The sequence below is a fragment of the Nautilia lithotrophica genome (assembly GCF_054656815.1).
In genome coordinates this window covers 549,598-563,987 of sequence record NZ_BAAHXN010000001.1, presented here as the reverse complement: position 1 = coordinate 563,987, position 14,390 = coordinate 549,598, and the positions used below count along the sequence as shown (strand labels likewise).

Below are 14,390 nucleotides of genomic sequence, written 5' to 3'. Positions count from 1 at the left end.
AAAGGGAGAAGAAATATTATTCGTGAGTAACAACTGGCATTGGAACTTCGTTTGCCAATGCTTTTTTAGGATCTCCATATTTTTTAAGCATTTTCATTCTGTAATCATAGATATCTTTCATTTCTCTGATATCTTGCATTACTTGGAATACACCATGCCAGTGAGCATAGTCAGGTGATCCCATAGCTGCACCATGTCTGAATCTTCTACCTTCATGATGCCATAGGTAGTAGTATAGTTTAAAGAATGGATCGCTCCATACATCAGATTTAATTAGACCTTTAGATTTAAGATCTTTCATCATTTTGTTTGCAAATGATTTGTATTGATTATATACAGTTACAGCTGCATCAATTCTTTGGAAATAGTTGTTTGTAAATGTTGCTTCGTGACATACCATACAAACTTTTTTCATTGCAGCTCTTGCTGCTTCTGGACCTTGAGGGTTACCTGCTTTAGGATTACCTCTAGTTACTGTGCTAGCAGTGATTTTTCCACCACCTTTCCAGAATGCCCAACCTGCAGTTTCATAACCACCAGTTCTTAAGAAACTATCAGGTGCCCAAAGGTTCCATTTTAGTCTAAGTGAAACGTTGTGTGTTGCTTTGTTTCCACCAATTTCAGCCATGTGACAAGTGAAACATGTTCCAGCTCTTACAGTTTTACCTGGGATTTGTTCACCAGTGTCAAATTTGTAATCTTCTTCATTTGTTTCAAAGATGTGTCCGTGAACAGAAGATTCGAATACTTCTTTCATTGGATGGTCAGGACCTAAGTGACAGTTGTTACAACTTGCAGGTTGTCTAGCTTCAGCTGCAGAGAATTTATGTCTGCTGTGACAAGATAGACAGTTTGAAACCCCACCATCTGGATAAAGTGCAGCAATACCATCATTTGGCCAAGTTGTTGCATCAGGTCTTCCGTTTTTGTCAAGTTTAATTGTAGTTCCGTGACATTGGATACAGATGTTTGCAACGTTTAGGTCTGCTACTCTTGGTGATTTTTCATTAGCTTGGAAAGTAGGACCATCTGTTCTGATACCTTTATTCATTGTCTTACCATCTACTAGGTAAGATTTGTTAGCACCTTTTAAACTTTCATAATGATATGAAAGTTTTGTCATTAGGTAACCATGTTTATTTTTAGGAGTTGCTAGCCATTGAGCTGCACCTCTTGAGTGTCCAGAGTTCATATATTCAGTAACTTCTTTTGCGTGACATTTTGCACAAGTTACAGAAGATACTGCAATTTGAACTGTCCAGTTGCTTCCTTGCATTGGGTGTGCTTTGAAAGCAGTTGGATAGTCTTTAGGAACAACGTGACATTCCACACATCCTACACCAACTTTTGCGTGTTTAGAATGTTGCCAGTCAGCTACGATACCAGGATCTTGAGCTTTGTGACACATTAGACATTGATCGTTTGTTACACCTTGCGGTTTAAAGTTTTTAAGCTTTTTGTAGTTTGGGTTTGAATCTAAGCTGTTTGCTGCAAATGCAAAACTTGCAATCGCTGCTACGCTTAACCCAGCCGTAAGTGCTTTTTTCATTTTAGCTCCTTGAGGATTTTTTTCTCTTTAGTATTGTAATTAAAAAAAGTGTCTCAAAAGTGCCACAGAAAGAAAAATTAACAAATTTTTAAAAAATTTTTGAAGTAATATTAAAAGAAAGAAAAGAAGAGTTTGAGGTTGTTATTTTACTTTTATACAATCTGTTTCTTTTTGTTTGTCAAATTCCCACCATTCTTTTTGAGACCAAGGTTTTAAATCTTTTAGTTTTTTCATTAAATATTCAAAATCTCTAGGTAGTAATGCTTGATCACCATCACTTAATGCTTCTTTAGGACAATTATGCATTTCTATGATTAATCCATCAGCACCTACTGCCATTCCGGCATATGCTAGAGCGCTTACAAACTCTCTTTTTCCTGCAGCATGAGAAGGATCGATAATAATAGGTAAATGCGTCATTTTTTGCATAATAGGCACTAGTGTGACATCCAATGTGTTTCTAACTGCAGTTTCATACGTTCTTGTTCCTCTTAAACATAAGATAACATTATTATTACCTTCACTCATAATATATTCCGCACTCATTAAATGTTCTTTGATTGTAGAAGCAATTCCGTTTTTTAATATTATTGGTTTATCTAACTTACCTATTTCTTTAAGGAGTGGAAAGTTTTGCATATTTCTTGCACCTATTTGAATAACATCAGCATATTTATATACTATATCTATATCATTAATACTCATAAGTTCTGTAACTATTGGAAGCCCTGTTTCTTTTTTTGCTTCCATTAACATTTTTAAACCTTCTTCACCATGACCTTGGAATGTGTATGGTGATGTTCTAGGTTTGTATGCGCCACCCCTTAACATATGAGCTCCATTTTCTTTTGCGATTTTTGCAAGATATACTACATTTTCAACCGTATCTACACTGCAAGGACCTGCTATAATAACCTTATGACCACCGCCAATTTTAATACCATCAACATCAATAATGCTATCTTCAGGATGGAAATCTCTACTTGCTCTTTTATAAGGGGCAGATACTTCTAGAACTTTTGCTACACCTGGTAGTGTGTGTAAAGGTCTTCCTGCTAAATCTGTTTTATCGCCAATAATTCCAATTACTACCTGTTTTTCACCTGGAGCTAAACTTACATCATGCCCCCATTTTTTTATTTGTTCAATTGTGCTATTTATTTCTTCTTGAGTTGCACCTATTTTCATTACTAAAACCATAATCATCCTTTAGAAAAATTTTGCTTATTATATCCAAAATAGTTTCAAAATCAACAATAAATTATATTAAATAATAATTTTTTTCTTTATAAATTACAAAATGTTATATCTTATGCTTTATGATATAATTTCATCAAAAAGCTTGGCATGAAGAAAAAGTTTTTAGAAAAATTAAAAATAGGAATAAGTAAACAAGAGTTCTTACATTATATAAAAGAGTTATATCCGGATTTTAGTTTTGAAAATGCAGTTGATTTTTTAAAATTTCAGGGGTTACCGCTTATTATTCAAGATGATATTGTAGTTTTAAAAACTGCAATAACACCTTACAAAGAATATGAATATTGTATTGTTGATATTGAAGTTAATAACTCTAAACCAAATATCGGTCAAGTTATAGAAATAGGGGCTGTTAAAATAAAAAACTTAAAAATTGTAGATACGTTTGAGTTTTTAATATATGCAAAAGAAGTCCCAAAATATGTTGAAAGAGTGACAGGTATTAATCAGGATATGTTAAAAAACGAAGCTACTCAGAAAGAAATTTTAAGAAAATTCAGACTTTTTTTAGCTGATAGTGTTTTTGTAGCGCATGCTGCTGATTTTGATTATAATTTTTTGGCTCATCAATTTGAAAAAGAAAATTTAGGTGAACTTTTAAATAGGTTTTTATGCACTTTAACTTTATCGCAAAAAACATTAAAAGCCGAAAGATATGGGCTAAAATATTTAATGGAAGAGTTAAAACTGCCAGAAGAAATACATCATAGAGCTTTAGGTGATGCCAAAACAACAGCAAGAATATTTTTAATGTGTCTTGAGAATTTGCCTGATAATATTATAACGGCAGAGGATTTAATAGAATTTGCAGCTCCTACTAAAAATAAATGTAAAAAGAAGAAAAAAAACAATTAATCGTTTTCTTCATATTTCTTTTTTAAATCATCTGTAAATAATACGACTTGATTTCTTCCATTTTCTTTGGCTTTATACAAAGCCATGTCAGCATATTTAATACATTCCCATCCTTGCTTACAATGTTCAGGATAAAGGCTTATTCCTATGCTTATAGTTTTTTGGATTATTGAATGATCTAATTGAACTCTAGTATTTTCAACATTTTTTCTTATTTTTTCAGCTAGTTTTAATGCATCTTCCGGGTGTTTTATGTTTTGAAGTATTATTAAAAACTCTTCACCGCCATATCTTATTACAATATCGCTTTTTCGAACATTATTTATTAAAATGTTGGCAAGTGTTTTTAGGACGGTATCTCCTGCTTTATGTCCATATGTATCATTTACCTTTTTGAAATAATCCATATCAATCATTAAAAATGCTATTTTTTCATTTCTCCTTTGCGCAGTTGCAACAAGCATAGGTAAAATATTTTCCAAATGTCTTCTATTAAATAAATTTGTTAACGGATCTTTTATCGATTGATTATGAAGTAATTCAAGAGTATATTTTGCTTCAATAATTGCTGATACTTCATTTAAATAGGCTTTTATGTATGGTAAGTTTTTATTTATATGCTCTTTTTCTTTTTGTGAATTTATGTTGATCTTTAAAATTCCTGTGAAATTTCCACTTGCGCTAAAAGGAATACATATATATTCATTTTCGCAGTAATGCATAGAACATACTTTTGGAAATTCTTGAGAATTTATGCTTTTTTTCAATCTATACGCACGACAATTTTGAAAATTTTCAAGGACGTCGCAACAAATATCGCCTTGTTTATATATCTCGAAAGTTGTGTTTTCCGAGTTATCTATACCTATAAGTGCAAAATTGTTAATTTTAAAGCTTAAAAGAACATCAACCAATCTGTTAAATATTTCATCAGTAGTATTATCTTCTTCGATCATATTTTTGAATTTAAAAATATTTGCGAGCTGTTCTATGGTTTCTTTAGCGTCGTTTAATGGATCATCTGATCTCTCTTTTTCAATTAAAGATGTATATTTTTCTTCTATTACACCAAAACTTTCTTTTAATTTTTCTAGAAAAACATTAAAAGAATCAACAAACTCTTTTGCTTCACCTTTTAATTTTGTATCTATTTGTTGATTAAAATCACCGCTTAATATTTTATGTGTTGATGTTTTTATTTTTTCTAATATTTCTAAATACGGAGTTAAAAAATAATTTACAATTAGAATAATAATAATTAAGGACACAAATGCAATAAAAATAAGTTGAATGAAAGTATCTTGAAGTTTTTTAAAGTAGTTATCAGCTTCAAAAACTATTTTAAGTGTTTCATTTTCCGAAAAAGGTAATAAAGTAGTAAAGGTTTTATGTTCATAATCTGAAATAATTGTGGTGTTTTTCGTAGTTTTATTTATAAATTTAATTTCTTTTATATGATGAGATTTTTGTATAATGTTTAAAAATTTGTTTTTATCTTTTACCTCTAAAAGAAGATCTTTTAATAAATTAGCTTCATTCTCAATAGTTGAATTAGAAAAGTTTAAAAAAGAATATCCTACAATCATAGTTCTTAAAATAGTTGAAATAATCATTATAAGAGCAATGATTAACAAAATTTTTTTCTTCATTCACATAACCTTTTTAATATTTGATCCAGTTTTTCACAAAATCCGTTTTCTTTAGAAATTATAAATAAATCTCTTGCAATATTTTTTTGAGTGGATATTTTAACATCTTCTACGCGAATATTAAAATCATCTAAAACTTGCATGATTGTGGAAACAATTCCTTTTTTATCTTTTGTTTTAAGTTTCATTGCAGCATAATTTTGTGAATGATTACAATCTATTTCAAATTCTTCTTTTTTAAAAGTTACTTTGTGTTTAATTTGTAATATGTTCTTAAATGCTTTTTCTATATATTCACCTATCAAAGGTAAGTCGAATTCTTCTACATTTTTATTGAATTCGATTTTAAAATATTTTAAATTTCCTATTTTATATATTGATAAATGATTTAATTCCAGTTTTGCAAGTTTATCCAAAAACCATCCTAATGAAAAATTTAATGAATCGTCTTTGACAATATGAATTATTAAATGTCTGTCATTATCAAATTTATATTTAAATTGCCTTGTATCTTTGATCCAATTAAGAATATTTAGTATTTCATTTACTGAGTTTTGTAAAAATAGCTGATTAGAAGGTGATGAAAGAACCTTTTTTTGGAATGATTTTGGTAAATTTTGGAATGATTCTTTTGATAATAAAAGTTTTTCTTTTCTTTTTCTTCCAGCGATTTCATTAATTAATTCTTTATTTTCAAGTGCGTTTAAAGTATTAAAATAAAGAGTTTTTAATAGAGATTCTTTAAAAGGTGTATATATACCTTCTCCTACGGCTTTTATATCTGCAATTGTCAAAAGATATAAAAGATTTAAAAATCTTTCAGTTTGAACTATTTCAGCAAACGATAATATAACTTTATCGTTATGTATATCTTCCCTTTGAGCAATATTGGACATTAGTGTATGATGTCTTACTAGTTTTGCTATTAATTCTGAATCCGGCATACCCATTTCATCAGCATATTCTTTTGCTATTTTTGCTCCTACGATGCTATGATCTTCTATTCTACCTTTTCCGAGATCATGAAATAGGGCGGTAAAACGTAAAATTGCTTTATCAGAATCGCTTAAATCATAAAATTCTTGTAAATGTTCTATTTCTTTAACCGTATATAATGAGTGTATGTCAACTGGATATTGGTGGTATCCGTCAAATTGGGCAAGATATTTGATTTTTTCAAATGCAGGAATTATTTTTTCAAGTTTTTTTGATTTATATAATGCAAATAATAATGGATAGAGATTTTTTTTATAAAAAAGGTCTTTTTTTAATTTTTTTGTAATTGAATATTTTTTTTCTTTTAAATTTGATACTATCGAAACATCATATTTTTCATAGTTTAATTCTATTAAAGATTTTAGAAGATCTTTAAAATTTTCTTTATTGTTAAATCTTGTATATATTGTTTCATCGCATATAAAGTAATCTTTTTTAACTCTTTTATTTTTCATTTGGGAAAATGTGTGTTTGTAAAGATATGGTTTAATGATTTTTTTTATGACTATAGATGTAAATGTATTTACATTCCAAAGTGCTTTTAGCAAATCTTTAATAAATTTTCTCTCAGCAGTAATTCTTGGTGAGTCGGAATATCCCATATTTAAAGCTATTTCTCTTTGATATGCAAGCAAAACTTTGTCTATTTTTTTCTTAGCTGCTAAATGAAGATACACTCTTACTTTAAATAAAAACTCAAGAGAAGTTCTATACTCTTTGAAATCTTCTTCACTGGCATATTTTGGCACAAGATAAGCATTGTTAGGATAATTGAAAATTACTTTATTTATCCAAAGCAGGGTATTTGAGTCCCTAATACCACCAAATCCGTCTTTAATATTTGGTTCCATGGATATAGGATATTTTTTATGACGTTCTAACATTTCATTGTATTTTGCGAGAATATATTCTTTTTTATTGTAGTTTCTTATTTTATTTAGTTCATTTTGAATTTCATACCATAAAAACTTGCTTCCGAAAATAAATCTGCTTTCAAGCATTGCAGTTTTAATCGTGATATCTTCGTTACTTGCCGGAAAAAGGTCTTTTAATTCATGGACTCTATGACCGATTTTTAATCCTAAATCCCAAAGCATTGTTATGTAGTTTTCAATAATCTGTTTTAGGTTATAACCATTAATGTCTTTATATACGATCATTATATCGATGTCTGAATAAATTGATAATTGTTCTCTACCGTATGAACCGAGTGCTATAATTGAAATTGGAATATTATTAAAAGGAGGTTGAAATTCTTGGAAAGTCTTTTTTAAAATATATTTATATATTAATGTAACAAATTCATCCATTTTTTTAGTGTGTTTTACAAAGAAATCTTTACCGCCTTCAACTTTAATACTATTAAGATATTCTTTAATTTCTTTTTTAATTGCTTTAGCAATTTCAAGGTCATTTTCGGAGGTATATATGATTTGTTGCAGTTGCATTTTCTCTCCTTTTATGATATTTTAACGAAAAAGTAGTGAAGTTGTGAAGTAGTTAAGTTGAAAAGGAAAAATATGAATAATTTGATAAAAAAACTTCAAAATAATGATGAATTAAGTGTGGAAGAAGCAAATAACTTATATGATTTAGATTTGTCAGTTTTGGGAAAAGTGGCTCAAAAAATAAGATTAGAAAAATTTGGTAAAAAAACTTATTTTAATATCAACAGACATATTAATCCAAGTAATGTTTGTAAAGATATTTGCAAATTTTGCGCTTTTTCCGCCCACAGAAAAAACCCAAACCCATATGCTTTAAGTATAGATGAATGTGTTGAAATTGCAAAAAATGCACATGAAAAAGGTGCAAAAGAAGTTCATGTAGTATCTGCGCATAATCCTGAAGTGGGATATGATTATTATATGAATATAATTAAAGAGATAAGAAAAGAACTTCCCGATATTCATATTAAAGCATTTACAGCAGCTGAAGTGAATTTCTTTAGTGAATTAAGCGGTAAAAGCTATTCGGAAGTTCTTGAAGATATGGCAAAAGCGGGCGTTGATTCTATGCCTGGAGGCGGAGCAGAAATATTTGATGAGGAGATCAGAACAAAAATATGTAAAGGCAAAGTTAGTAGTGAAAATTGGTTTAAGATTCATGAAATTTGGCATGGAATGGGTAAGAAATCAAATGTAACCATGCTTTTTGGACATATTGAAAATAGATCTCACAGAATTGATCATATTTTGAGAGTAAAAAAACTTCAGGATAAAACAGGCGGATTTAATGCTTTTATACCTCTTGTATATCAAAGAAAAAACAACTATTTAAATGTAACAAAATTTTTAACTGGAACCGAAATATTAAAAACTATAGCTATTAGTAGAATATTACTACAAAATATTCCGAATATAAAAGCTTATTGGGTAACTACGACTCTTAATTTATCATTAGTCGCTCAAGAATATGGAGCAAATGATATAGATGGAACTATTGAAAGAGAATCAATCAATTCTGCAGCAGGCGCTGCATCATCAAATGGATTACAATTATCTGAACTTGTAAGTTTAATAAAGGATAGTGGATTTATCCCTGTAGAGAGGGATAGTTTATATAACGAAATTAAATATTATTGAATATAATTTTCTATTTTTTCTAATAATGTAACTGGAGATATTGGTTTAATTATTACATCATTGGCACCTAGTGCCAAAGCTTGGGTTTTTTTACTATCATCTGTGGTTAAAATAATAATTGGAACATTAATATAAGTTGGCTTGGTTTTTATTTCTTTTAAAAACTCAATACCATCCATTACAGGCATAACGATATCGAGTAAAATTATATCGACATCGTTATTTTCCAAAGCAGTAAAAGCCTCAACTCCATTTCCTGCTTCTATAGCTTCAAATCCTTTTTTTGAAAGGATTTTAACGATAAGTTTTCTATTAATTGGATCGTCATCTACAACTAAAACTTTTTTATTTGGCATTTTTATTATCCTTTAATTACATTTTGAATTGTTTCAGGTTTGAAATCTGTAATTGTAACATCTGCTTCTTCAATTTTTTCATCTCCTAGCACAATTATTTTTTTAGGTGCTAATTTTTTAAGAGATTTTATTAAAAACCTGATTTCATCTAATTCATCGAAATTTTCATCAATCATAATAATTGCATTTCTATGTTTACTTAAAGTTTTTGTTAGTTCTTCTATATTTTCGGCAATAATTATATCATTTATTATGTGTTTTATATAACTTGAAAGGAATGGACTTGTAGTCGCTAATATTACTGATTGTTTTTCTTGAGCTTTTTCTTCTGTTTTAGTTGGTGTAACTATACTCTCTGTTTGTTGTGTTTGAATGTTTTCGTTACTTTGTGATTCAGAATAATGTTTGCTGAAGTCACCATGAGCAACTCTTTCCAGAATTTTAAGTAAAGCATCTTTGGATATCGGTTTAGAAATGTATTCATCCATTCCTGCACCTAAGAATCTTTCTCTATCACCTTTTAATACGTTTGCTGTTACAGCAATTATAGGTGTATGCTGTATTCCTTCTTCTTGTTCAAATTCAAGAATTTCTTGTGTTGCTTCAAGTCCGTCCATTACAGGCATTTGAACGTCCATAAATATTACATCATATTTATCAGGATTAATTGTATATTTATTGAATGCTTCAAGTCCATTATTTGCAAGGTCACTTTCAATTCCTAGGGATTTTAAAGTTGTTTGAAGAAGTTTTTGATTAATAGGATTATCTTCAGCAATAAGGGCTTTTAATGAGTAAATCTCTTTATGTTGAGGTTTTTCTTCAGCTTTTGCTGCTGTTTCTATTCTTAATTCATTAAGTGATTCTAATGCTTTGAAAATTTTAGATGGAACATTTGGATCAAAAATTACTGAATCATAATCTAATTTATTAATTTCTTCTTTTTTAGAATATGATGCTACAAATATTTTAGGAAGATTAATATTATTTAATTCTTCTATTATTTTTTTATCACTTTCTTCATAGAAAATCATAACTGCATCGAACTTTTCTCTATTTTTTAAAGTGTTTAATTCTTGAGCATTGTTAAAACCTACTTTTTCAGTTCCGAAATATGATAAATATTCTAAAGTAGTCTCTTTTCTTAAAGTTTCAGTAATTGTATTTAAAACTGCAATTTCTTTATTTGCAAAAATATTTTTTTCATATTTTGGTTTAGGATCAACAATATCAAATAATAAATCAAAATAGAATTTTGTTCCTTTGTTTAGTTCACTCTCTAGGTAAATTTTTCCACCCATCATTTCTACATAAGATTTAACAATAGTTAATCCCAGTCCGGTCCCTCCATATTTTCTTGTAACGGATTCGTCTGCTTGAGAGAATGCTTCGAATATTTTTTCTTTTTGCTCTTCACTCATTCCAATACCGCTATCTCTAACTTCAAAATAAATTTTAGCTTTATTATCTATAATTTTTTCCAATTGAATTTTTACATGTATATGTCCGTTATTTGGCGTAAATTTAATAGCATTACTTAATAAATTTGTAAGTATTTCTTTTATTTTTAAAATATCACCTTTAATTACTGAAGGAATATTTGGTGAAATTTGTGTAGTAAGTTCAATGTTTTTCTGTGCAGCAGGAGTTCCGAATAATTCAATAGTATTTTCAAATTCATCTACTGCTTTGAAATCAATAAGTTCAAGTGAAACTTTATTACTTTCGATTTTTGAAACGTCTAAGATGTTGTTAACAATTTGAAGTAAGTTTTTTGCACTTTGAGAAATTGTATTTACATAGTCTAGTTGTTCTTCTGTTAAATCCGTAGTGTTTAATAGTTCCAAGAAACCTAAAATACCATTTAGCGGTGTTCTGATTTCATGAGACATATTTGCAAGGAATAGTGATTTTGCTTTTGTTGCCTCTTCGGCTTTTTTAACCGATTCTTGAGTGACTTTAATGGCTTCGTCCACAATTCTAAGTGCTTCATCCATACCTTGCGGTGTTGTAATGTCAACTTGAACCTCTTTACCAGTAATAGGTGTAAGAGAAGTAAGTAAGTTTGAAAGTGATTTAATGTGTTTTAAAATAGCTCTGTTTAGATAGTAACCGATTATTAATATAATAATTGCAATTATAAAAATTGCAATGTTAATATTTCTTGTCTGGATAGCTTGTGAAACGATTTCATTAAGTTTTTTTGTAATGTCAGAATCTAAGTGTTCAATTGTTCTTTTAAAATACGTAATTCTTTTAGTGAAAATATTGAAATAATCAAGAGCATCAATTGGATACCCATTAAATTCACCATTTATATAATATTCTTGGTTTGCTTGTTGTAGATAGAATATAATTTCTTTTATCTGTTTTTCTGTTTTTAGGAATGATGCACTTTTGTATAAACTACTAGCGGTTTTGTGTTTTAATACTTCTGTTAAAAGGACATTTGAATCATGATAATATTTTAAAAGGATGTTTTTATATTCATCTTCACTTATCGGTTCATCTGCAGTAATATAATAAGATCCAAACCCTCTAATAATACCAGTATAATCAACCATTTTTTCAAATTGGAATTTTAAAACATAATAAGGTTTTAATTCTGCTGGGAATCTTTTTAATATTTTTCCTTCAGTATTCATAAGTTCTGTAGATAATTTTGTGTAATAATTAAAGAATTCATTTTTAATATAGTTGTCTTTGAAGTTATCAATACTTTTTCTTATTTCTGGTAATTTATTTATCAATGTAATAATATTTTTAGTTTCAGTATAAAATTCAGGGTTTTCTTTTATGAACTCTTTGAAGTGTCTTATTGCATTATTCATTAAAACTCTTTTGCTTTGCAAAAGTTGTTTAGAATTTGGGAATTCACCTTTTGATACTGAATAAATAGAACTAGTTCCCCTTTCTTGACCGAGATATACAAGCATATTTTCTATTCTTTTAGCCAGTTCTAAATATTTTAAACTTTTTTGAGTTGTTACATATTTTTGGTAACTGTTATATAAAAAGTATCCACTAAATGATATCAATACTAATGAAGGGATCCATATAGCAATTGCCAAAAGTTTGGTTAATGAAAGTTTCATTGTTTAAGCTCCTTAAAATTAATTTTTTTGCATGTTACATTTAATTTATTTAAAGTTTTTTGTGCTTTTTTATTGCCAAGTTGAGAAGCCGCACATAAAAGTTTTATAGCCATTTCTTCATTTTTATCTACACCCCATCCTTTAAGATACATAATTCCTAAAAGATTGAAAGCATTAGCAGAGGGTTTATTATTTGAAATAGATGTGTTTACCAATTGCTTCAGATAGCTATAAGCTTCAATAAAAAGTCTTTCAGCTTTTTGAGGGTTAGTTTTAATAACTCTCTTTGCTTTTTGAATGTTTTTATATGCATCAAAATATAAGTTTTGTGCAAAAAGACCTATTGATAAAAATAAAATGAAAAATAATTTTTTCATTACATTCCTTTGATTATTTTTTGTAAGTCTTCAATCGAATCAATTTTTGTATTTAATAATTTTTCAATATATTTTTTATCTTTTTGGAATTGTGCTTCGTTTTGAGTATTTAAATATGTTTGAATTGTCTTTATGATAATGTCTTCAATATATTTGTCAGGTTTTTCTATAGATTCTTCTGAATGTGCTAACTCATTTTGCTCAGTTAATGAAATTGCTTCATTTTCAATTAAATTATAGAAATCATCAGTAATTTGTTTTATTTTTTCTATATCTTCTTTACTTTTTGATAATTCATCAAGTTTTTTTAGAACAAGCGCTATTTTAGATAATCTAAGATTTAAAGCCGCACCTTTTAATTTATGATAGCTTTCATGAAGACTATTGTAATCTTTTTTATTAATATATTTGTAAATAAGCGGTTTTTCATCTTTTATTTGATCAATTAGTTGGTCATGCCATTTAACTAATTCGTTATAATCAATCCCTAATTCTTCAGAAGCTTTTTTTAACTCAGATGTAATTGCTCTATTGAATTCTTCTTTATTCATATTTAATATGTTTCTGATTTCTTCTAAATCATCTTCAAAAGAAATTTCTATTACACCTGATTCTGGTTGTTGTATTTCAGATATTTCTTCTTCTATTTGAGGAGATTCAAATTCTATTTTTTCTTCTTCAAAGTTTATTAATTTATCTTCAGGTTTTTGTTCTTCTTTTGTTTCTTCGTGTTCTTCTGTTTTTTCTTCAACAATACCTATATCAAGGGAAGGTGTTTCTTCTTCTGGTTCTATTTGTGGTATAACTAAAAAGTCTTCAGCTTTTTCTTCTTCATTTAATAGATTAATCATTGGTTCTTGAGACGTTTCTTCTTTTAAATTTGTTTCGGATTTTTGTAAAATAATGTCACTAAATTTTTCTTCCGATAATGTTTCTTGTGATTGAGCTAATTCTTCTGTTTCTAATTTTAAATTAAAAATTTTTATATTTTTTGTAGATAGTATTTCAATTTCTTCAACGGAAAATTGCTTGTTATTTATATTTAAAAGAGTGTTTTGAATTGCTGATAACTGAAGGTTTAAAATATTTATTAGATCTGATAATGAAGTTAAATCAGTATCTAAAACATTTAATAAACTTTTTTCTATTCCACTAATTTGATTGTTTTCTAAAATAATAAGCATCATTCTTCCTTTTCTTTCATTTCTTTGTAAAGTTTTTCATATTTTTCTTTATCGGACTCGGAAACAGGTTTTCTCATAGAAATGTAACCGATTTTTACCCCGTTATCATCATATATAGGCTCAATAAATGCTTCAACCCAGTAATATCTTCCATCTTTTCTTAAATTTTTTACAAATCCTCTAAACTTTTCACCTTTTTCAATTGTATTCCACATTTGTTTAAAAATTGACTTTGGCATATCAGGATGTCTTATAATATTATGAGGTTTACCTAATAATTCTTCTTTTGAGTATCCAGATAGCTTGCAAAAAGGAGTATTTACGTAAGTTATTATGCCTTTTAAATCAGTTTTACTAATAATTGGTCTATTTAAAACACCTGCATCTTCGAAAGTAACTTCTTCATCTATTGGGTTAGGTCTCATTATTCACCTTTATTGAATGATAAGAAAGTGACATTTTTGCTATTTTAACTAAAATTTAG

General features: G+C 28.3%; 11 protein-coding genes. 2 read left to right on the top strand and 9 right to left on the bottom strand.

Going from position 1 to position 14,390, the window contains the following annotated elements; translation table 11 throughout:
* Positions 1–16: 16 nt before the first annotated feature.
* Together ACYQ19_RS02940 and aroF are read right to left on the bottom strand one after the other, a co-directional pair.
* Positions 17–1,549: a multiheme c-type cytochrome gene (locus ACYQ19_RS02940; RefSeq protein WP_459977931.1), complete on the bottom strand. Its 1,533-nt coding sequence runs from the start codon at positions 1,547–1,549 to the stop codon at positions 17–19.
* 141 nt (positions 1,550–1,690) lie between these two features.
* Positions 1,691–2,749 (bottom strand): 3-deoxy-7-phosphoheptulonate synthase, encoded by a 1,059-nt coding sequence (aroF, locus tag ACYQ19_RS02935; RefSeq protein WP_459977930.1) that lies wholly within the window; start codon positions 2,747–2,749, stop codon positions 1,691–1,693.
* 147 nt (positions 2,750–2,896) lie between these two features.
* Here aroF and ACYQ19_RS02930 point away from each other — a divergent pair, with 147 nt between their 5' ends.
* Entirely contained in the window at positions 2,897–3,664 is a 768-nt protein-coding gene (locus ACYQ19_RS02930) for a 3'-5' exonuclease (RefSeq protein WP_459977929.1), read from the top strand.
* Here the strand turns inward: ACYQ19_RS02930 and ACYQ19_RS02925 are convergent.
* Positions 3,661–5,313 carry a diguanylate cyclase gene (locus tag ACYQ19_RS02925; RefSeq protein WP_459977928.1) on the bottom strand — a complete coding sequence of 551 codons (1,653 nt, stop codon included), beginning with the start codon at positions 5,311–5,313 and terminating at the stop codon, positions 3,661–3,663. The two genes, ACYQ19_RS02930 and ACYQ19_RS02925, sit on opposite strands and share 4 nt — an antisense overlap.
* On the bottom strand, positions 5,310–7,757 hold the full coding sequence (locus ACYQ19_RS02920; protein ID WP_459977927.1) for a [protein-PII] uridylyltransferase family protein: 2,448 nt from the start codon (positions 7,755–7,757) through the stop codon (positions 5,310–5,312). The genes ACYQ19_RS02925 and ACYQ19_RS02920 overlap by 4 nt, the downstream gene beginning before the upstream one ends.
* 72 nt (positions 7,758–7,829) lie before the next feature.
* On the opposite strand from ACYQ19_RS02920, the gene mqnE reads away from it, so the two are divergent.
* The gene (gene mqnE / locus ACYQ19_RS02915) at positions 7,830–8,894 is read left to right on the top strand and encodes an aminofutalosine synthase MqnE (RefSeq protein ID WP_459977926.1); all 1,065 of its coding nucleotides are present in this window, start codon (positions 7,830–7,832) and stop codon (positions 8,892–8,894) included.
* On the opposite strand, the gene ACYQ19_RS02910 is transcribed toward mqnE, so the two are convergent.
* The 5 genes from ACYQ19_RS02910 to ACYQ19_RS02890 are packed head-to-tail and all read right to left on the bottom strand — an operon-like array spanning position 8,888 to position 14,331.
* Positions 8,888–9,250 (bottom strand): response regulator, encoded by a 363-nt coding sequence (locus ACYQ19_RS02910; RefSeq protein ID WP_459977925.1) that lies wholly within the window; start codon positions 9,248–9,250, stop codon positions 8,888–8,890. The two genes, mqnE and ACYQ19_RS02910, sit on opposite strands and share 7 nt — an antisense overlap.
* 5 nt (positions 9,251–9,255) lie before the next feature.
* On the bottom strand, positions 9,256–12,345 hold the full coding sequence (locus ACYQ19_RS02905; RefSeq protein ID WP_459977924.1) for an ATP-binding protein: 3,090 nt from the start codon (positions 12,343–12,345) through the stop codon (positions 9,256–9,258).
* Positions 12,342–12,722 (bottom strand): hypothetical protein, encoded by a 381-nt coding sequence (locus ACYQ19_RS02900; RefSeq protein WP_459977923.1) that lies wholly within the window; start codon positions 12,720–12,722, stop codon positions 12,342–12,344. The genes ACYQ19_RS02905 and ACYQ19_RS02900 overlap by 4 nt, the downstream gene beginning before the upstream one ends.
* The gene (locus tag ACYQ19_RS02895) at positions 12,722–13,906 is read right to left on the bottom strand and encodes a hypothetical protein (protein WP_459977922.1); all 1,185 of its coding nucleotides are present in this window, start codon (positions 13,904–13,906) and stop codon (positions 12,722–12,724) included. Before ACYQ19_RS02895 ends, ACYQ19_RS02900 begins: the two co-directional genes overlap by 1 nt.
* Positions 13,906–14,331: a PAS domain-containing protein gene (locus ACYQ19_RS02890; protein WP_459977921.1), complete on the bottom strand. Its 426-nt coding sequence runs from the start codon at positions 14,329–14,331 to the stop codon at positions 13,906–13,908. Before ACYQ19_RS02890 ends, ACYQ19_RS02895 begins: the two co-directional genes overlap by 1 nt.
* Positions 14,332–14,390: the final 59 nt, after the last annotated feature.

Excerpts from the sequence above, each read along its gene's own strand:
- aroF (WP_459977930.1), bottom strand. The coding sequence starts at position 2,749 with ATGGTTTTAGTAATGAAAATAGGTGCAACTCAAGAAGAAATAAATAGC.
- ACYQ19_RS02925 (WP_459977928.1), bottom strand. The coding sequence starts at position 5,313 with ATGAAGAAAAAAATTTTGTTAATCATTGCTCTTATAATGATTATTTCA.
- ACYQ19_RS02910 (WP_459977925.1), bottom strand. The coding sequence starts at position 9,250 with ATGCCAAATAAAAAAGTTTTAGTTGTAGATGACGATCCAATTAATAGA.
- ACYQ19_RS02930 (WP_459977929.1), top strand. The coding sequence starts at position 2,897 with ATGAAGAAAAAGTTTTTAGAAAAATTAAAAATAGGAATAAGTAAACAA.
- ACYQ19_RS02905 (WP_459977924.1), bottom strand. The coding sequence starts at position 12,345 with ATGAAACTTTCATTAACCAAACTTTTGGCAATTGCTATATGGATCCCT.
- ACYQ19_RS02920 (WP_459977927.1), bottom strand. The coding sequence starts at position 7,757 with ATGCAACTGCAACAAATCATATATACCTCCGAAAATGACCTTGAAATT.
- ACYQ19_RS02940 (WP_459977931.1), bottom strand. The coding sequence starts at position 1,549 with ATGAAAAAAGCACTTACGGCTGGGTTAAGCGTAGCAGCGATTGCAAGT.
- ACYQ19_RS02890 (WP_459977921.1), bottom strand. The coding sequence starts at position 14,331 with ATGAGACCTAACCCAATAGATGAAGAAGTTACTTTCGAAGATGCAGGT.
- mqnE (WP_459977926.1), top strand. The coding sequence starts at position 7,830 with ATGAATAATTTGATAAAAAAACTTCAAAATAATGATGAATTAAGTGTG.
- ACYQ19_RS02895 (WP_459977922.1), bottom strand. The coding sequence starts at position 13,906 with ATGCTTATTATTTTAGAAAACAATCAAATTAGTGGAATAGAAAAAAGT.
- ACYQ19_RS02900 (WP_459977923.1), bottom strand. The coding sequence starts at position 12,722 with ATGAAAAAATTATTTTTCATTTTATTTTTATCAATAGGTCTTTTTGCA.